At 62.0% G+C, this 18,091-nt stretch carries 15 protein-coding genes and 1 pseudogene; 11 read left to right on the forward strand and 5 right to left on the reverse strand.

The genetic code is table 11. The annotated features are described in order from the left end of the window. Nucleotides 1–13: 13 nt before the first annotated feature. Together HAP41_RS13635 and HAP41_RS13640 are read left to right on the forward strand one after the other, a co-directional pair. Nucleotides 14–559: a DUF1993 domain-containing protein gene (locus HAP41_RS13635; RefSeq protein WP_135214177.1), complete on the forward strand. Its 546-nt coding sequence runs from the start codon at nucleotides 14–16 to the stop codon at nucleotides 557–559. 64 nt (nucleotides 560–623) lie between these two features. After that, nucleotides 624–1,964, forward strand: a complete 1,341-nt coding sequence (locus HAP41_RS13640; protein ID WP_166101090.1) for an MFS transporter — start codon at nucleotides 624–626, stop codon at nucleotides 1,962–1,964. A gap of 221 nt (nucleotides 1,965–2,185) precedes the next feature. Here the strand turns inward: HAP41_RS13640 and HAP41_RS13645 are convergent, their stop codons facing one another. Continuing rightward, nucleotides 2,186–3,682 carry an MFS transporter gene (locus tag HAP41_RS13645; protein WP_248577199.1) on the reverse strand — a complete coding sequence of 499 codons (1,497 nt, stop codon included), beginning with the start codon at nucleotides 3,680–3,682 and terminating at the stop codon, nucleotides 2,186–2,188. A gap of 430 nt (nucleotides 3,683–4,112) precedes the next feature. On the opposite strand from HAP41_RS13645, the gene HAP41_RS13650 reads away from it, so the two are divergent. The 6 genes from HAP41_RS13650 to HAP41_RS13670 all read left to right on the forward strand — a co-directional run bounded on the left by HAP41_RS13650 (nucleotide 4,113) and on the right by HAP41_RS13670 (nucleotide 8,794). Continuing rightward, entirely contained in the window at nucleotides 4,113–5,030 is a 918-nt protein-coding gene (locus HAP41_RS13650) for an NADP-dependent oxidoreductase (protein ID WP_166101083.1), read from the forward strand. 117 nt (nucleotides 5,031–5,147) lie between these two features. After that, on the forward strand, nucleotides 5,148–5,270 hold the full coding sequence (locus HAP41_RS50040) for a hypothetical protein (protein WP_256478593.1): 123 nt from the start codon (nucleotides 5,148–5,150) through the stop codon (nucleotides 5,268–5,270). Between the two features lie 10 nt (nucleotides 5,271–5,280). Next, entirely contained in the window at nucleotides 5,281–6,717 is a 1,437-nt protein-coding gene (locus HAP41_RS13655; RefSeq protein WP_166101079.1) for an MFS transporter, read from the forward strand. Nucleotides 6,718–6,805: 88 nt separating this feature from the next. After that, nucleotides 6,806–7,219: a cupin domain-containing protein gene (locus HAP41_RS13660; RefSeq protein WP_166101076.1), complete on the forward strand. Its 414-nt coding sequence runs from the start codon at nucleotides 6,806–6,808 to the stop codon at nucleotides 7,217–7,219. Between the two features lie 93 nt (nucleotides 7,220–7,312). Next, on the forward strand, nucleotides 7,313–8,266 hold the full coding sequence (gene egtD, locus HAP41_RS13665) for an L-histidine N(alpha)-methyltransferase (RefSeq protein ID WP_166101072.1): 954 nt from the start codon (nucleotides 7,313–7,315) through the stop codon (nucleotides 8,264–8,266). A gap of 69 nt (nucleotides 8,267–8,335) precedes the next feature. Further along, a complete protein-coding gene (locus HAP41_RS13670; RefSeq protein WP_166101069.1) occupies nucleotides 8,336–8,794 on the forward strand; it encodes a DUF3788 domain-containing protein in 459 nt (152 codons plus the stop codon). Nucleotides 8,795–9,092: 298 nt separating this feature from the next. Here HAP41_RS13670 and HAP41_RS13675 read toward each other — a convergent pair whose 3' ends face one another. The 4 genes and pseudogenes from HAP41_RS13675 to HAP41_RS13690 all read right to left on the reverse strand — a co-directional run bounded on the left by HAP41_RS13675 (nucleotide 9,093) and on the right by HAP41_RS13690 (nucleotide 12,161). Beyond that, nucleotides 9,093–9,638, reverse strand: coding sequence for a carboxymuconolactone decarboxylase family protein (locus tag HAP41_RS13675; RefSeq protein ID WP_166106030.1), 546 nt, complete (start codon nucleotides 9,636–9,638; stop codon nucleotides 9,093–9,095). A 34-nt stretch (nucleotides 9,639–9,672) separates the two neighbouring features. After that, nucleotides 9,673–10,308: a nitroreductase family protein gene (locus HAP41_RS13680; protein ID WP_166101066.1), complete on the reverse strand. Its 636-nt coding sequence runs from the start codon at nucleotides 10,306–10,308 to the stop codon at nucleotides 9,673–9,675. A 175-nt stretch (nucleotides 10,309–10,483) separates the two neighbouring features. Next, nucleotides 10,484–11,400, reverse strand: a pseudogene (locus HAP41_RS13685) (NADP-dependent oxidoreductase). 269 nt (nucleotides 11,401–11,669) lie between these two features. After that, complete coding sequence (locus tag HAP41_RS13690; protein WP_166101063.1) at nucleotides 11,670–12,161, reverse strand: OsmC family protein; 492 nt, start codon at nucleotides 12,159–12,161, stop codon at nucleotides 11,670–11,672. Between the two features lie 468 nt (nucleotides 12,162–12,629). On the opposite strand from HAP41_RS13690, the gene HAP41_RS13695 reads away from it, so the two are divergent. The 3 genes from HAP41_RS13695 to HAP41_RS13705 all read left to right on the forward strand — a co-directional run bounded on the left by HAP41_RS13695 (nucleotide 12,630) and on the right by HAP41_RS13705 (nucleotide 18,004). Next, complete coding sequence (locus HAP41_RS13695) at nucleotides 12,630–13,163, forward strand: peroxiredoxin-like family protein (RefSeq protein ID WP_166101060.1); 534 nt, start codon at nucleotides 12,630–12,632, stop codon at nucleotides 13,161–13,163. A 447-nt stretch (nucleotides 13,164–13,610) separates the two neighbouring features. Further along, nucleotides 13,611–14,834, forward strand: a complete 1,224-nt coding sequence (locus HAP41_RS13700; protein WP_063981752.1) for an efflux RND transporter periplasmic adaptor subunit — start codon at nucleotides 13,611–13,613, stop codon at nucleotides 14,832–14,834. Continuing rightward, a complete protein-coding gene (locus HAP41_RS13705) occupies nucleotides 14,831–18,004 on the forward strand; it encodes an efflux RND transporter permease subunit (protein ID WP_166101057.1) in 3,174 nt (1,057 codons plus the stop codon). Before HAP41_RS13700 ends, HAP41_RS13705 begins: the two co-directional genes overlap by 4 nt. The last annotated feature ends 87 nt before the right edge of the window (nucleotides 18,005–18,091 follow it).

Below are 18,091 nucleotides of genomic sequence, written 5' to 3' on the forward strand. Positions count from 1 at the left end.
TAAAAACGAGCGGATGGAGTTCGACGTGTCCCTCTCGGTCTATGACATCACGGTCCCTGTCATGGTGCACGGACTGAACGTGATGGACGACTATCTCGACCACGCTCAAGCACTCGAGCGGACCAGGGGATACGAGCCTGGAAGGATCCTTGGCGAGCGGCTCGCGTCCGACATGCTGAGCTTCGGAGAACAGTTTTCTGTAAGCTGCAATAAGGTTGACGCCCACATGGCGAAGCTGATGCAGCGCGATGCGCCGGCTCCCCACAGCACCCTCATGATGTACCCGGCACTGAAGGGGCGGCTCCTCGAGACGCGCGGCTTCCTGCAAAACGTGCAGCCGGGCGAGATTGCCGGCGCGCAGTCCCGCACATACGAACTGACACCGCCTATCGTGCGCGGGTGGTTCGGCGGCGACAACTACATCCGGCACCTGGTGCTACCCGACTTCTTCTTCCACATCGCGATTGCGCACGCGATCCTTCGGCACCTCGGAGCGAAGATCGGGAAGCGCGACTACCTCGGCAACCTCAGTCAGCAGAGCGGAGGTGACTACTCGTGAGCGGCGGGCGCGGTGCGCGACACGAGCCGAAGCTTTCAAGGTTCACGCCGGAAATTGCATACTGATGGGTGGCGTCGACGGTCTGACGGCGGCTCAGCGCCGCTGGGTAATGCTCTGCATCTTGCTTGGACTTGGTCTAAGTTCCCTCGGAAGCGCGATCGTGAATATCGCCTTGCCAAACATCTCGCGTTCATTCGCAAGTAGTGACGCCGCGACCGTTTGGGTCGTGAATGCCTATCAGCTTTCGGCAACGGTCTGCTTGTTGCCCGTTGCAAGTCTGGTCGAATCACTCGGTCTGAAGCGCGTTTATACCGCCGGCCTGGCTATTTTTGTTTTCGCGTCGTTGGGTTGCGCGTTCGCTCCAACATTGCCGATGCTGGTGAGTGCGCGCCTAATTCAGGGTGCCGGGGCAGCTGGAGTTTCTGTGGCCGGCATGGCATTTGTACGCGTGATTTATCCGCATCACATGGTCAGCAAGGGCTTCGCGTTAGTCGCATTAGCAGTGGCGATACCTGGAGCATTGGGCCCCACCATCGCGGCGGCAGTACTTGCCGTGGCAAAATGGCCCTGGTTGTTCTTGGTGAATGTGCCATTCGGCCTCACTGTTCCGCTATTTATTGCTGCTGCACCACCAGACGTTCGGGTTGCGCGCTCTCTCGATCTGATCGGGACCGCTCTCAATGCGCTGGCGTTCGGGCTTTTCGTCGTCGGTGTCGGCACGCTGGGTACTGGCGATGGGCGCATTGCGACGGGAGAGATCGTAGCAGGACTTTTCTGTCTTGGTCTCTTCGTTCGACAACAGCGCCGGCACCCTGTGCCAATGTTGCCATTCGATCTTTTCCATATACCCCTGTTTACCCTATCGGTGTGGACATCCGTCTGCTCCTATGCCGCACAAATTCTGGCTTACGTCTCCTTGCCGTTTTTATTTGAGACGAGGATGCATCTTTCGGCCGTGGAAACAGGTGTTCTTCTGACAACCTGGCCGTTCATGACTGCCGTCACGGCCCCAATTGCCGGCCGCTTGACGATCCGCCACCCCGCTTCGGTGATCTGCAGCATTGGTTTGGCGCTGTTGGCGGTCGGTTTGCTCCTGATGGTCTTCTTGCCAACATCTCCGGCGAGATGGGATGTCGTATGGCGACTGGCTCTTTGCGGTATCGGCTTTGGTCTTTTTCAGACCCCGAACAACACGGCGATGATGACGGCTGGACCCGTAGGGCGCAGCGGGGCCGCAAGTGGGATGAATGCCTCGGCTCGCTACGTCGGATGGTCACTTGGTTCCGCGTCGGTCTCGCTGATCTTCGGCTTGGGCGGAGACCAAGGCGCCGTCTTTTGTCTGGTCGCCGGAATGGCCTTCGCTCTGACGGGAGTCGCTACCAGCAGCGCTCGTCGGTTCAGATAGCGTCCAAATGCCGGACGCAGCACCTCGTCGGAGGTCGTTCGGCGATATCTGCGCCATGTGCTCGCCGCTGCAGACAAACGTGGCTTGTGACAAGCCGCTGCTGAGCTCGTGGTTCGAGAATCAACAATCAGCCATGGCGTTCCGCTGAACACGGCTTCCGTTAAGTTCAGGGTGTCTGTCAGTTCTAATGAAATATCGGATTCGGTTGAATTCCGTACTTTCTAAGTTGCGTCCGCTTTCGCCATCACCGGTGTCGGGGTCTTCGAGGCCGCAAAGGCGCCGCCGATCGAGGTCGCGGCGGCTATGGCGAGGCCGACTTCGTAGCCGGACGAGAAAGACGCGACGCCGGCGGCAAGTGCCACCCCGGCGAGCTGCGCAATCCGGCTCGCCGCATTGTTGATGCCGGAGGCGAGTCCTTCGTCGGCCTGATCCACACTCGACATGACCGACGCGGTGAGCGGCGCCACGAGCACAGCGAAGGACAGGCCCAGCAGGGTCATAGGTCCGATCACGCCGAGCATCAGGGATTCCTTCTCGCCAAGCGCCATCAGGATATAGGCGAGTGCCGCACCGAGCGGTCCCGCGATGAGCATGGCCCGCGCGCCAATCTTGTCTGCCAGCCGGCCGAAGAGATTCGACAAGAGCCCCACGCCAAGCGTGAAAGGTAGGAATGCGAGCCCGGCGTCGGTCGACGACAGGGCGCGGCGATCGATGAGCTCGAAGGGTAGCAGAAAGAACATGATCGAAACCCCCGCATAGACCATCAGGGTGACAACGTTCAGCCCGAGGAAGGCGCGGTTCTCCGCCAAGCGAGGTGGCGTCATCGGGTGTTCGCTTCTGCGCTCCCAGAACGCGTAGACGGCGAGCCCGACAATGCCAAGCCCGGTGACAATCACGAGCACTGTGCCCGACGGGGCTGAAGCGCCCGCGGCGGCCTGAACTTCACCGGGGCCGATTTGGCTAAGCGCCCAGGCAAGCGCCCCGATCGCCAAAGCGAGGATCGCGGCGCCAATCACGGCGAATCTGCGCTGGATGCGACCATCCTTCGGCGCAAAGACCAGCAGAACTCCCACTGCCACGAGCGCGAGCGGCGGGTTGATCCAGAACACGGATGGCCAGCCAAAGGTCTCGGTGAGCCAGCCGCCCAGGACAGGACCTCCGGCGGTGGTGAGAGCCGACGCTGCGGCCCATACGCCGATCGCGCGGTTTCGCTCTTCGCGCGGATAGGTGGCCCCGATCAGGGCGAGGCTCGCGGGAGTAACGATCGCTGCGGCCGCTCCCTGCGCGACGCGGGCAGCGATCAGCCAGGCGGGCGAAGGCGCCAGCGCGCAAGCGGCGGACGTCAGACCGAACAGCACGCAACCGAACCCGAGCATGCGCGCTTTGCCGTAAACGTCCGCGAGCGCGCCGCCGATCAATGTCAGCGAGGCGAGCGCCAGCATGTAGCCGTTGAGGACCCATTGAACCGAGGCGAGGTCCGCCGCCAAATCTGAGCGCAATCTCGGTAACGCAACGGGCAACGCTGTCGCATCGATGAACGCCATCGAGGACGCGAGCACGCAGGCCGCGAGTACCATCCGCCGGCAGCGAGGTGGCGCCTCCCGACCGAGCTCTCGCGGGCAAGGTTCTGCGTCGATAACGCCGCGGCTGCATCCCTCTACAAACGGCTGCGCCGCGTTGCGACTCGCTCGCCGTCTCTGGTTTGCAGGATTGGTCATTCGCAGTCTTATTTCGGGTTGAAAGTGGTTCCGACAGCCGTCTCATACGGTGGCGGTCGGACCCCGGTGAAGGAAATTATCTCTCGCCATAGAATCGATAGATAATCGTTATTGCCTTGCCGCGCAGCGGCATGCCGTCGCGGCGTGCGCAACTTGCCTTGATTTACCAATGGCAGAGAAGACCGTCGCACCACTATTCCCCGCTGCAATGGAAACCATACATGCCGGCTATTGGAGAATGTTACTCCGCGCTGCCATCAATGGGTACCGCTCGTGGATTTTGTCGAGGGCTGGACAACTGAGATCGTGGAGGCGCCGTCCCATCTTCGCTTTCGGAACTACCCCATGGTCGCTGGCAAGCGATGCCGAACCGGCTTTTGTCGCTGGAACGTATCCAGCAAAGGAGCAAATAACTGAGGAGACAACTCACATGAAGGCAATCGCCGTAACGGACCAGGCCGCGGGAACGGCCGGGATGAAGCTGGTGGAGCGGCCCGAACCGCGGCCAGCGATAAACGACGTCGTCGTTCAAGTTCATGCATCGGGCTTCACTTGGGATGAGCTGACGTGGCCCCCGATGTGGACCGATCGCCTCGATCGTGACCGAACACCGTCGATCCCTGGGCACGAGCTGGCCGGAGTCGTCACCGCTCTCGGTTATGGCACGACGGGATTGTCAGTGGGACAGCGGGTGTTCGGCCTGACGGACTGGTATCGCGACGGCACCTTGGCGGAGTATGTGGCCGTCGAGGCACGCAACCTTGCGCCGCTGCCGGGCGACGTCGACTTCACGGTGGGCGCGAGCCTGCCGATGCCGGGTCTGACTGCGTGGCAAGGACTGTTCGTGCACGGCCACCTTCAGTCGGGGCAGACCGTCCTTGCGCACGGTGCGGCTGGCGTCGTCGGTTCGATGGTGACGCAACTCGCACGTGAGGCCGGCGCCTACGTCATCGGCACCGGACGCGTTGCCGACCGTCAGGCGGTGCTCGACTTCGGCGCGAATGAGTTCGTCGACCTCGAGAACGACGTTCTAAAAGACGTCGGTGGCGTCGATCTGGTTTTCGATATCTTTGGCGGCGACATCGCGAAGCGGTCCGCAAGCCTGATTCGAGCGGGAGGAGCGCTGGTGACCATCGCCGGGCCGACCGAGGCGCGGCCCGCCGACGGCTTGGCGATCGACTTCGTTGTCGAGTCCGATCGCGCCCAACTGGGTGAGATCGTCCAGCGTCTGCGGGACGGACGACTGCGGACGAACATCGGCACCGTCTCGACCCTCGATGACGCCATCGCCGCCTTCAATCGGACCGAGCGACGCAAGGGGAAGACAATCGTTCGCGTTCGCCCGTGAGAACTTGGGCCGGAGAACGGTTCCGCGCTCCTCGTCAGCACGGCACGCATCCACGTTTAGGCGTCGCTCGGCCGTGGCCTCCGGCGGCGCGTCGCGGGCAGGAGGCGACGGCGGTTCATGGCAAGCCTGCTTGAGGTTGAATTGATGTTGCGAAAAGTGATCCGCGAACGGACACGGCAGTTCGGCTTCGGGCTGCCGGCCAATGAGCCCGCGCGCCGCGAAGCGCGCCACCTGACATGACGGCCAGGTCGTGAGCAGCGCGTCCCTGACCCTGACCGATCGCGGCCTGGCGCTCTCCGAGCCTAAGGCCGTCGGAGCGCAGGGCAGCACCAAGGTGCTCGCCGCGTCGAGCCTGGGCAGCTGTCTAGTGTTCGTCAGCGGCGCCGTCGTCACGGTCGCGCTCGCGGCGATTGGCCGAGACATGCGCCTGTCGCCGCTTGACCTGCAGTGGGTCATGAACGCCGAGCTCCTTCCGCTCGCGGCCCTGACTTTGGTAGGCGGCGCTCTGGGTGATCGGTTCGGACAGAAGTGGATATTCCTCGCGGGGATCGCTCTCTATGGCCTGGGCGCAGCCGCAATTGCTTTCGCGCCGAGCTTCGCGCTGCTCATCGGCGGCCGCTTCCTGCAAGGTTTGGGCGAAGCTGTGATCCTGCCCAACGGCCTTTCCGTGCTCGGGCGGGCCTTTCCCGCCGACAAGAAAGCCCGTGCGATCGGCATCTGGTCCGCCGCCGCAGCGGTCGCCAGTGGCGTCGCGCCCGCGATCGCGGGCGCGATCATTGATCACGGCTCCTGGCGGACGGCCTTTCTGATGCTCCTGCCCATCGTCGCCAGCGCGTTGGCCTTCGGCACGGCGTGGATACCCAAGGACTCCTCGACCAGCTACGTCCCGATCGACGTCTATGGCGCGGTCCTTTCGACAGTCGGGCTCGGCTCGTTGGGCGCGGGGCTGACGAGCCTGACCAACGGTGCCGGTCCAACCCTTTGGCTGCTCATCACTCTGATCGTCGGTCTGGGCGGCTTAGCCGGCCTTATCGTCACACAGCGGCGGCTAGGCGAGAATGCCATGCTGCCCCCGTCGCTCTTCGCCTCGCGGTCGATCGTCGGCGCGAACCTGTTCACCGCACTCTTCTACGGTCCGTTCACGGTCATGCTAACCTTGATCCCGTTCGTGATGATCCGAGGCGCGCACCTGCCGACGCTGGTGGCGGGCCTAGCCTTCCTTCCTCTGCAAGTGCTGATTACGGTCGTTTCGCCGCTCGCCGGTATGCTCTGCCGCGTGTCCGGCAGGCGCCTGCCATTGTTCGCCGGCAGCGCCGTCGTCGCCTTGGGTTGCATCATGGCGCTCCGTATCGGTCCGAACGCAACCTATTGGGCGGACATCTTCCCCAGCATCCTGTTGCTGGCGCTTGGCATGAGCCTCGCGATCGCGCCGTTGACGACCCTCGTCCTCACGTCCGTCGAGTCCGATCGAGTCGGGACAGTGTCTGGCGTCAACAGCGCAGTCTCACGCGCCGGGTCGCTCTTCGCCATCGCATTGCTCGGCGGCGTGCTGCAGCAAGGCGGTCCTCAGCTGTTCTGGGGATTCCACATGGCGATGGTTGTCGCCGCCGTCGCCTGCGTTCTCGCCACGCTCGCGGTGTTCATCATCGAGCCGGGGCCTCATGTCGACTTCATCCCGCGAGACTGACCGTTCGGTGTCGGAAATCAGCGGGCCGGCAAGGTCGAGAGGGAACAATGAAGAACGAATACCAACCTCTAGGCAGAAGGAGAAACTCATGAAGATCCGGACCATTGTCGCTGTCACCTGCGCCGCCTTCTCGATGGCCGGCCCGATCCGCGCCCATGATCGCGAAGCGGAAACCGTCGCGAAGAAACTCGAGGCGGCCATTCCCAATGTCCCTGGCAAGTCGCTGCTCGCCCTGGAGGTCGATTACGCGCCGGGCGCGGCATCCCCGCCCCATACCCACGCGATGTCGGCTTTCATCTACGCCTATGTGATCTCGGGCGCGATCGAGTCGAAGGTGAACGACGGAGAGAAGCGCATCTATCGGGCAGGCGAAGGCTGGTCGGAGCCGCCGGGTGCAACCCATTCGATCAGCCGCAACGCGAGCAAGACAAGGCCGGCGAAGCTGCTCGCTGTCTTCGTCCTCGACACCAGTGACAACCCGCTGACGACACCCCTCAAGTAACGTACTCACTGAGCCTGGCACGAATTCACGGTGAAAATATCGGCCACGAGTTTACCTCGGCCGTTATCCGCCGTGTCACCGAAAGCGGAAAATATGCTTCACGTGAATGACAGCATCGACGCTGTTGAAAATGCATTTGCCCGAGACGTCGTCGGCGGCTTATCCGCTGATGTGAAGACGCTGCCGAGCCGTTGGTTATACAACGAGCGTGGATCTGAACTTTTCGAAGAGATAACGAGGCAGGATGAGTATTATCTGACCAGAGCCGAAACGTCGATCTTGCGAGAGCGGCAGCGTGACATCGCCGATTTTGTAGCGCCTGGCGCGGTTCTCATCGAGTATGGTGCGGGAGCCGGCGTTAAGACGGAGCTTCTGCTGGCAGGCCTGCGTGACCCGCGAGGCTACGTGCCGATCGATGTCGCCGATGCTTTCCTTGCAGAAACGTCTAGGAGGATCGCTTCGCGCTTCCCGTCGCTCTGGGTCCGTCCCATCGAGCGCAGTTTCCTGGATGAATTTGAGGTTCCGTTCGATGGCTCCAGCGGCGGCAGGACAGGATTGTTTCCTGGCTCGACGATGGGGAATTTGAACGCGAGCGAGGCGAAGACCTTGCTGATGCAGATGGGGCGACACTTAGGCAAAAACGGACGTGCCATCATCGGTGTCGATCTCCAGAAAAACGTAGATACGCTTCTGCGTGCTTACGACGACAGCGCCGGTGTGACAGCCGCTTTCAACCTCAACCTCCTTGAGCGGATCAACGCCGAACTGGGCGGCGAGTTCTGTTTAGAGCGGTTCAAGCACGTCGCGCGCTGGAACGAGATCGAGAAAGCAGTAGAGATGCATCTGGTCAGCGTGTGCGATCAGCGCGTTACCCTCTGCGAGCGCGCGTTTAGTTTCAGAACGTCGGAAAGCATTCATACTGAGAGCTCCCGAAAACATACTGCGGAGAGCTTCGAGCGGCTTGCCCGGTCCGGCGGATGGAAGGTTGTCGAGCTTTGGCAGGACGCGGGCGGATTATTCGGCCTATTCGGGCTCATTCGCTATTGATCGGCCGATGATGCGGCACACCAGGTCTTCCGAAACCAACGTGAGAGTTGCGGTGTAAAGGAAAGCGGCATGGAACAATCCCCCCAGATCGGCGACAGGATCACCGATAAATCAGCATCGCCCGACGACAGCACTGTCCGAGACTGGATCGGGCCGAAGGCGTTCGGGCATTGGGCCGAGCTGCGAAAATGGATCGAGGCATACTACCCCGATGTTTTCGCGCCGGATTGGCTCTATCGTGGCAAGAAGCGTGGTTGGTCCCTGCGTTACAAGAAATCCAAGGCATTCTGCACCTTCCTGCCGGAATACAGGCAGTTTTCGGTCGAGGTGGTTTTGGGGGCAGCAGAGCGAGAGAAGTTTGAGGCGCGGCGTTACGGGTGGCGCTCGCAGCTGGTGAAGCTTTACGATGAAGCCCGAACATACCCAGACGGAAAATGGCTGAAAATTGCTATCTCATCCGCCGCCGATCGGCATGACGTGACGGAGCTTTTAAGTCTGAAGCGTCCGCCTCCGCGGTCGCGCGATTGAGACGCTCGCGCCGCTCCGGCGCGATGGTGGTCCTCCAGATGAAATAGACACGCGCCTTGAACACCTTCTTGTGCGGCGGGGCGACGACATCGTTCTCGCTGGTGATCTGGCGGCCTGGAGCGATCCCTTGAGTGCTTTGTCGAGGAGCTTTGGCGCCGTGGCGACAAACGGCGACAGTCTTCGCGCCAACCAAAAGCCCGGACGCGTTCCCAAGAATCCTTCCCGGGTGCGTCCGAGCCTTGCGTGATGCTCGCATCATAGAGGCTCCTCAGAGATCGTAGATGCGAATGGATTGAGTTCAGATCGATCCAGACGGCGCAACGGCAGGAAAGTCCTTCTCGGGATCGAACACGTTGTTGAAAAAGTTCGTCAGAGAGTACATGGCCACCAGCGCGACTATCTCGATGACGTTCGCATCCGTGTAGCCTGCGTCGCGGACGACTTTCAGATCGGCGTCACTAACCTTGCCGCGGGTCTCGATGACTTTACGCGCAAACTGGATGGCAGCGTCCCGCTTCGGGTCGCTGGCATGGCCCTTCCGAGCGAGAGTGATTTCATTGGCGGGCAGCTTGGCCATATGATTGGCCGTAAAGCTGTGAACCGTCAGGCAGTAGTCGCAGCCATTCACTTCGGAGACAGCGAGGCCGATGCTGTCGCGCGTCTTCACGTCTAGCGCCTTGCTCAAGGAGCCAAGCAGGGCGGCCCATGAGTTGAACGCGATCGGGCTTGCCGCGAAGGTCGCCATCATATTTGGGGTGAACCCGATGTTCTTGGTGAACATATCGAGGGTCGGTTTCGAATCCGCCGGCACCCGTTCCGGCTTCAGAGCTGTAATTCTTGGCATCATAATCTTCGCAGGTTCTCGGTTTCACTAATCACTAAATGAGGTCCAACACATCGGCCACCGGGCGACGCGGCTTCTGCGGCCAGTTTCCCGGACGCTCCGCTCCTACGGACAGCAGCATGACCGGGACTTCGTCCTGGGCCAATCCAAAATCTCGGTGCACCGCTTCGGCATCGAAACCGATCATCGGCGTCGAACCCAGGCCCAGCGATCGGGCCGCATAGATCATCGCCGCCGCACCGAAGGCGCCGGTGCGCACTGCTTCGTCGCGCTGGCGCTGCGGGTAGTCCTTATAGAGATCGCGTGCGGGGATTTCCCAATCCGGTATCAACTTTGCCGGCATGATACCCGCCTCCACCACCGGCGCCAGGCGGTCCGGAATTACACTGGAATCAGCCAACTGGCCGCAGATGATAAAGGTAACGGCGGCTTCAGTGATCGCCGGCTGCTTCCAGGCGATCGGGCTCAACCGAGCCTTGGCTTCAGGCGTGCGTACCGCGATGAAGCGCCAGTTCTGCAAATGGAAGGATGTCGGCGCAGTAGTGCCGATCCGCACCAGCTCGCTGATTTGGTCATCGCTCAAAGTGGCGGCAGGGTCGTAGTATTTGGCGGAGCTGCGGCTCAGGATACATTCGATGACGGCATTGGTCATGGCGATTCTGTTGGTCATGGTGATTCCTGTGCGTTAGGGGATGACTTGAGATAACGAGTGCTTTCGCTCTCTTTGCTCGAAATGCCGCAGGGATGGAGCCCGTCTGGCATCTCATGCCCGGGGGCCGTGGTAGTTTCCTGGGTGCGGCGCGTCTGATAGGACGTGACGGCCGCGTGCATCGAATGTGGGTCGTTCACGGACGAACGCGGATGATCGTCTTCCCGCCGATCCGCTTTGTTGGATTGAAGGCGGCGACGGCATCTTCGAGTGTCGTTACGTGGCCGACGTTCGTGCGCAGTCGCCCGTCCCGAACCCGCCGGACGATCTCACTCAGTTGGGCACGATCGGACTCGACGACGAAGTCGACCGCCAGGCCATCGGCGGGCCGCGCCTCGGCCGGCCCGACGATGGACACCAGCGTTCCTCCGGATCGAACCAGGCGCGCGGAGCGTTTCCTGATGTCGCCGCCAATGAGATCGAACACCAGGTCGACCGGGCCGATGTCGTCTAGAGCGTCGTTCTCCAGGTCGACGAACTCATTCGCGCCGAAGTCGAGCGCCTTCTGACGGTCGGCGGCGCGTCCGGTGCCGATGACATAGGCGCCGGCCTCACGCGCGAGTTGCGTCACCATCGACCCGACTGCGCCGGCCGCGCCGTGCGCGAGGACGCGCTGCCCCGCCTGAAGGCGGCCGTGCACGAACAATCCCTGCCACGCGGTCAGACCCGAGACCGGCAGGCTCGCGCCCACCGTGAAGTCAACGTCGCCCGGCAGCGGCGCCAGGTTGCGTGCCTCGATCGCCACATACTCGGCCAGTGTGCCATCGCGATACCAGTCCGCGAGGCCGAACACCCGCTGTCCCACCGACAGGCCCGTCGTGCCATATCCGAGAGCGGTGACCACTCCGGCCAACTCGTGCCCGGGAATCGACGGTGTCCGGTCGCGATCGAGGCGATCGGTCCACGTCGAAGGCCACGACAGCTCGGTTCCAACGAATCCTGACGCATAGACTTGAACGACGACGTCGTTTATTGCTGGCGCGGTTCGGGTCGCTCCACCAGCTTCATCCCGGCCGTTCCCGCAGCTTGGTCTGCCACGACGATTGCCCTCATCGCCAACCTCCTCGTGTGTGGTATGTCGTCATCTTCCGAATTCCCTTGCGGGCGACCAAAAATACGATCGCCAAATTCGACGGTCCAATGACCTGTGGCTATGGAATCGATGCCATCGACGCGAAAGATCAAAGCGCGTCAGCAGTGACGTCGGGGACGAATGCCCCACGAGGGAAGATTTCCGGGCACTGAGGACGCAAGAAAGGGCTGCAATGCGGGTTTGATCGGCTGCGATGCGCCGGTACGGTGATCGACCGCACGAGAGACGCTCAATCCGGAGTGATATTCGGGATCGGGAGTTGAACCAGATCATCCTCGTAGCTGGCCTGAGTGCTTGGGCCGTGGCCGGAAGCAGTAGCGTCGAGGCGCGTGTTGATAGCGGCGCCGATGCCGAGAATCTTGCCAACGGCGCAGAGGTTTGCGGCTTCCAGCAGGAGCGCGCGCTGATGAGCATCGAGTTCTCCCTCCAGCACGAGGGTGCGTGCGAACGAATCTCGTTCGCCCTGAGCGCCATGGCGGAAGCTGACGCTCACTTCCAGCCGCTCCAGCGGAAGTCTCTGGCGTCGAGCCTGAAAACGAATGCTCATAGCGGTGCATGCGGCGAGAGATGCGCTAAGGAGGTCGTAAGGATTGGGACCAGAAGAAATGCGGCCGACGCCATCCGGGCCGCCGACAGTAAAATGAGAGCCGCCGACACGGCATTCCAGTGCACCATGATTGGTGGGGTCGCTTGCGACAACAACTTCGCGGATCTTGGTCATGACTAGGTCCCGATTCTTCGAATGATCGACCACCGGCTCTCGACGAGCGTGAACGCAAGCAGGCAGCGCAGAACAAGTCTTGTAGATAGCGCGAGGTCTCAGCGCGGCGTCCGCTCCGGCCGGCGCGTTCAGCAACTAAATCCGGCGACCATTCGAGTAAAGCTATCATGTCCATAACCGCCAGGAATGCTTCGGGAGTCGGTGCCGAAGCTCCGCGGCGAGGAAATCCGTGAACCCGCGCGCCGGGCTTGACGGTCTTCCGCTCGCGACAACGCATTGAATTCCATCGAGGCGAAGTCTCGGTCGGAGAAACAACGCGCGGGAATGGAAATCATAACGGTCGGACATTTCTCAATTGAAGGTCGGCGACGTAGTTTCACCCTGCAGGGGGGGCGGAGTGATGGCTCGTGCGCGATCAGCGAGTGCCGGAATTCCCGACGTACTTAGGAAAACACTGCGGAGGAGAGAATGCTGCTGCCTCGTCGACCGGTTCCCGAACTGCGCGTTCCGATCCTTGCTCATGGCGAATTTGATCTTGCTGCCGACGCGCCGAAGCTGTTTACGCTGATATGCTTTTATCGCGGACTCCATTGCCCGGTCTGCCTCAAGTATCTGCGCGAGCTGGAATCGCTGATACCCGAATATGAGCGTCGCGCTACAAAGGTCATCGCTATCAGCTCTGACGTTCGCGAGCGCGCTCAGGAAATGGCAAACAAGGTCGGCGCCAGCTTGCGATTCGGATATTCACTGCCGCTGGCGGTTGCTCGCAAGTGGGGTCTCTATATTTCGTCGTCGCGTGGAAAGACATCGATCAACATCGAAGAGCCGTCACTGTTTTCGGAGCCCGGCGTATTCCTCGTCCGACCGGATGGTACTTTGTACTACGGCGCGGTTCAAACAATGCCGTTCGCACGTCCGTTGTTCTCGGAATTGCTTCAAGCGATCGATTTCGCTATCGCCAGGGATTATCCGGCGCGTGGTGAGTATGACGGCCCTCTCTGAGCGGCCGTCGGCTTAGCTACCGGCACACCCGTGAACATGAAAGCCGCTGCGCGGTAGCTACTGCTTGATTCTCTGTTCGGTCCGGCTGTTTCGGGTACGTTTGATCTTACCGGCTCTGACCGAGCGCGACTCGGAATTCTCCGCAGAATAAGACGTCGCGGTTTCGAGTGCCACGCGGCCTGCGGCATTCCTCGCGACGGCATCGCGCTCGCGCGGCGAGCGGCAATAACGACCGTTTATCGAGTCCATGGCGAGAGGTGATTTCCGTCGCCGGCATTGCAAGGCCATTCTCCAAAGCATCGTCGAGCCTAAACCTGCGGCTCTGCGATCAAAGCGCGGATCACGATGAAAGCTCGAGAGCGCAGTGGGTCGATATGCGAAGCAACGACGTAATCTAGATCATCGCGCGGGGTTCTTGGAGAGACGGAAGTGAGTATGACTGATAGAATGGTGCAACCGGCTCCGGCACCTCAGCTCGATCGCGGTTCGTTTTATCGCTTTCCACGATGCTTCGTCGCACCGATCGGTCTGCTGTTCGCGCTGGCGCTCGCGGGCTGCGACAAGAAGGCACAATCGCAGGAGGCTGCGCCTGCACCGCCGCTGGTTACAGTCGCGCAACCAGTCAAGCGCACGGTCACTGACTGGGACGAGTTCACCGGCCGCTTTGAGGCGATACAGGAGGTTCAGGTCCGTGCCCGCGTCGGTGGCTTCGTCAACAGCGTCGAGTTCACAGACGGTGCGATCGTTCATGCCAGCGATCTGCTCTACATCATCGATCCGCGCCCGTTCGAGGCGGTCGCCTCACAAGCGCAGGGCCAACTCGACGACGCGCGGGCCAAGGCAGAGCTTGCCAAGCGTGAACTCGACCGTGGGTTGAACCTGGTCCAGACCAGCGCAGTTTCGGTGCAGGTCGTCGATCAGCGCCGTCAGGCCTTGCAGGCGGCTTATGCGGCCGAGACGCAGGCCGAGGGTGCGCTGAAGGCCGCGCAGCTCAATGTCGAATTCACCCACGTGCTGGCGCCGATCACCGGCCGCGTCAGTCGCCATCTGGTGACCCCCGGCAACCTCGTGCAGGGCGCCGATAGCGGCGCGACGTTGCTCACCTCGATCGTGTCGCTCGATCCGATTTACATCTATTTCGACGTCGACGAGGCGACCTATCAGCGCAACAGCAGGCTGTGGTTCGAAGGCAAGCGGCCAAGTTCGCGCGATACGTCAAATCCCGTGCAGGTGACGCTGACCGGCGAGACAAAGCCCTCGCATGTGGGGAAGATGGACTTCCTCGACAATCGACTGGACATCTCGACTGCGACGCTGCGCAGCCGCGCGATTGTCCCGAACAAGGATCTCTCGATCCTCCCGGGGCAGTTTGGCCGCGTCAGGATCATCGGCTCGTCGCCCTACGAGGCGCTGCTGATTCCGGACGCCGCTATAGCCACCGACCAGTCGCGCAAGATCGTGTTCGTGGTCAAGGCGGACAACACGGTAGATGTAAGGCCGGTGATACTCGGGCCGCTCGATGGGGGGCTGCGCGTGATTCGCGAGGGCCTCATGCCGGGGGATCAGGTCATCGTCGACGGGCTGCAGCGTGCCCGCGTCGGCGCCAAGGTGACACCGAAAATGGCGCAGGCGCCGGCAGACGACAAGACCCCGGCAGGTGCGAAGCCATGAATCTTGGAAAGCTTTCCATCAACCAGCCCATCTTGGCGATGGTACTGTCGATCGTGCTTGTGATCGTCGGCACGATCGCCTACCAGACGCTGCCGGTCTCGGAATATCCGCAGGCGGTGCCGCCGACCGTCACCGTCACCACGCAATATTCCGGCGCCTCAGCGCAGACCGTATCCGACACGGTGGCAGCCCCGATCGAGCAGGAGATCAACGGCGTCGAGGACATGCTGTATCTCTACAGCCAGGCGACCTCGAACGGCCAGCTCACCATCACCGTCACCTTCAAGCTCGGTACCGACCTCGACAAGGCGCAGGTACTTGTGCAGAACCGCGTCGCGATTGCGCAGCCGCGGCTGCCGGACGAGGTGCAGCGCAACGGCGTCGTAGCCCGCAAGAACTCGCCCGACATCCTGATGGCCGTATTCGTGCTGTCGCCCGACGACTCGTTCGATCAACTCTACATCTCCAACTACACGCTGCTGCAGGTGCGCGATCAGCTTTTGCGGCTCGACGGCGTCGGTGACATCCAGATGTTCGGCGCGCGCGACTACTCGATGCGAGTGTGGCTCGATCCCGACCGGATCGCTGATGTCGGCCTGACATCGGGCGAGGTGCTGGCGGCGATCCGCGCCCAGAACCTGCAGATCATCGGCGGACAGATCGCTGAGCCGCCGATCGCCGATCGCGCGCTCCAACCGAACCTCGTCTTCACTGGCCGCCTCAAAGATATCGGGCAGTTTGAGGATATCGTGGTGAAGGCCGGTTCCGACGGCCGCACCGTACGTCTGCGCGACGTCGCGCGCGTCGAGCTCGGCGCGCTCTCCTACGCCACCAGCAGCCGCATACTGCGCAAGTCGGCCGTCGCAATGGTGGTGACGCAACGGCCCGGATCGAACGCGCTCGCCACGGCGAAGGCAATCTCCACCACCATGGCGAAGCTGAAGGGGAGTTTTCCGAAGGGGCTCGACTACACTATCGGCTACAACCCCACCGAATTCATCGCCCAATCGGTCCATGAGCTGATTAAGACGGTCTACGAGGCGATGGCGCTCGTCGTCATTGTGGTGCTGGTGTTCTTGCAGGGATGGCGGCCTGCGATCATCCCGATCATCGCGATCCCGGTGTCGCTGGTCGGCACCTTCGCGGTGATGGCCGCGCTTGGATTCTCGATCAATAATTTGACGCTCTTCGGTCTGGTTCTCGCGGTCGGCATCGTGGTCGACGACGCCATCGTGGTTGTCGAGAATGTCGAGAGACATCTCCAGCACGGTATGAGCCGGCGCGAGGCGGCGCTCAAGACCATGGAGGAAGTCGGCGGCGCGCTGGTCTCGATCGCACTCGTGCTCTGCGCGGTGTTCGTGCCAACAGCTTTCCTGGGCGGCATCTCCGGGCAGTTCTTCCAGCAATTCGCCGTCACCATCGCAGTTGCGACCGCGATCTCCTGCTTCTGCTCGCTGACACTGTCGCCGGCACTGGCCTCTCAGATCCTTACTCCACACGAGGAGAAACGTCCGCCGGCGCGCTGGAACGTCATTGCGCGCGGCTGGGACGGCTTCACCGTGCTGTTCAACCGCATCTTCGATCGACTAGCGCGCGGTTACGCGGCCACTGCCGACTTCGTGATCCGGCATACGGTGGTGATGCTTGTGATCTATCTCGGGCTGATCGGCAGCGCCGGCTGGCTGCTCGCCACCACCTCGCAGGGCTTCATTCCCGCGCAGGATCGCGGTTACCTCATCATCTCGGCGCAATTGCCAGGCGCCGCGTCGCTGGCGCGGACCGCTGCGGTGGTGCGCGAAATCGAGCGGATCGCGCTGGATACGCCGGGTATCGTCCGTGTCGGGGCGTTCAGCGGGTTCTCCGGCGCGACGCGCACGCAGGCCGGCAATGCCGCAGCGTTGTTCCCGGTGTTCGACGAGCCGGAGGCGCGGCAGAAGAAGGGATTGTCGGCCAACGCGATCACGGCCGATCTACGCAGGCGGCTGTCGGCGATCCAGGGCGCTTTCATCATCGTCATTCCACCGCCCGCGGTGCCAGGCATCGGCACCGGTGGCGGCTTCGCCATCCGCATCCAGGATCGACAAGGGCGCGGTCCCGAGCTGCTCGCAGCGGCGACCGACGAGCTCGTCGCCGCCGCGCGTAAGTCGCCAAATCTGACCTCGGTGTTCTCGCCTTTCACGGCGAATACGCCGCAGCTGTTTGTCGATATCGATCGCGTCAAGGCGCAGAAGCTCGCGGTCCCCATCGCCAACATCACCGACACGATCGAGACCTACTTCGGTTCGACCTATGTCAATGACTTTAATCTGTTCGGGCGTACCTATCACGTCACCGCGCAGGCCGATCTCCCATTCCGCAAGGAGACTTCCGATCTCGCGCGGCTGCGTACCCGGAACGGGGCCGGCGACATGGTGATGCTCGGCAGCGTCGTTGACTTCATGGACATCGCGGGACCCGATCGTGTGGCGCGATACAATCTCTACTCGGCGTCCGAGGTGCAAGGTGAGCCGGCGACGGGCATAAGCTCGGCCACGGCGCTCAGCACCATCAAGCGATTGGCCGACGAAACGTTGCCGAGTGGCTTTTCTCTCGAATGGACCGACCTGTCCTATCAACAGGTGATGGGTGGCAATGCCGGCCTCTATGTGTTCCCGATCTGTGTGCTGTTCGTCTATTTGGTGCTGGCAGCGCAATATGGCAGCTGGACGTTGCCGTTCGCGGTGATCCTGATCGTGCCGATGTGCCTGTTCGCGGCCACTATCGGCGTGCGCATCATGGGCCAGGACGTGAACATTCTGACCCAGATCGGCTTCGTGGTGCTGGTCGGACTTGCGGCCAAGAACGCGATCCTGATCGTCGAGTTCGCGCGCGATATCGAGCGTGAGGGCAGGTCGCGGCTGGAGGCTGTCATCGAGGCCTGCCGGCTCCGCCTGCGCCCGATCCTGATGACCTCGTTTGCTTTCATCCTCGGCGTGCTGCCCCTGGTGGTTTCGACCGGTTCGGGCTCGGAGATGCGCCAGGCGGTCGGCGTCGCCGTGTTCTTCGGCATGCTCGGCGTCACGCTGTTCGGCCTGATCTTCACGCCGAGTTTCTATGTGGTGGTGCGCAACCTCGCGGAAGGCGTGAACGAGGGCAAGCCGACCCAGACAACCGCGGCCGCGGCGGAGTGAGTCGCGATGACGCCGATGCGCGATGAGGCCGGAACACTATCTCCGTTTCCTTGAGGAGCGCGGAACGTGCGTCTCGGCCCCGCCGAG

Origin of the sequence: Bradyrhizobium barranii subsp. apii (assembly GCF_011516635.5) — a bacterium.
GTDB lineage: Bacteria > Pseudomonadota > Alphaproteobacteria > Rhizobiales > Xanthobacteraceae > Bradyrhizobium > Bradyrhizobium barranii.

Coding starts and splice junctions, on each gene's coding strand:
- HAP41_RS13635 (WP_135214177.1), top strand. CDS start 14: ATGGAGTTCGACGTGTCCCTCTCGGTCTATGACATCACGGTCCCTGTC.
- HAP41_RS13640 (WP_166101090.1), top strand. CDS start 624: ATGGGTGGCGTCGACGGTCTGACGGCGGCTCAGCGCCGCTGGGTAATG.
- HAP41_RS13645 (WP_248577199.1), bottom strand. CDS start 3,682: ATGACCAATCCTGCAAACCAGAGACGGCGAGCGAGTCGCAACGCGGCG.
- HAP41_RS13650 (WP_166101083.1), top strand. CDS start 4,113: ATGAAGGCAATCGCCGTAACGGACCAGGCCGCGGGAACGGCCGGGATG.
- HAP41_RS50040 (WP_256478593.1), top strand. CDS start 5,148: ATGGCAAGCCTGCTTGAGGTTGAATTGATGTTGCGAAAAGTGATCCGC.
- HAP41_RS13660 (WP_166101076.1), top strand. CDS start 6,806: ATGAAGATCCGGACCATTGTCGCTGTCACCTGCGCCGCCTTCTCGATG.
- egtD (WP_166101072.1), top strand. CDS start 7,313: ATGCTTCACGTGAATGACAGCATCGACGCTGTTGAAAATGCATTTGCC.
- HAP41_RS13670 (WP_166101069.1), top strand. CDS start 8,336: ATGGAACAATCCCCCCAGATCGGCGACAGGATCACCGATAAATCAGCA.
- HAP41_RS13675 (WP_166106030.1), bottom strand. CDS start 9,638: ATGCCAAGAATTACAGCTCTGAAGCCGGAACGGGTGCCGGCGGATTCG.
- HAP41_RS13680 (WP_166101066.1), bottom strand. CDS start 10,308: ATGACCAACAGAATCGCCATGACCAATGCCGTCATCGAATGTATCCTG.
- HAP41_RS13690 (WP_166101063.1), bottom strand. CDS start 12,161: ATGACCAAGATCCGCGAAGTTGTTGTCGCAAGCGACCCCACCAATCAT.
- HAP41_RS13695 (WP_166101060.1), top strand. CDS start 12,630: ATGCTGCTGCCTCGTCGACCGGTTCCCGAACTGCGCGTTCCGATCCTT.
- HAP41_RS13700 (WP_063981752.1), top strand. CDS start 13,611: ATGGTGCAACCGGCTCCGGCACCTCAGCTCGATCGCGGTTCGTTTTAT.
- HAP41_RS13705 (WP_166101057.1), top strand. CDS start 14,831: ATGAATCTTGGAAAGCTTTCCATCAACCAGCCCATCTTGGCGATGGTA.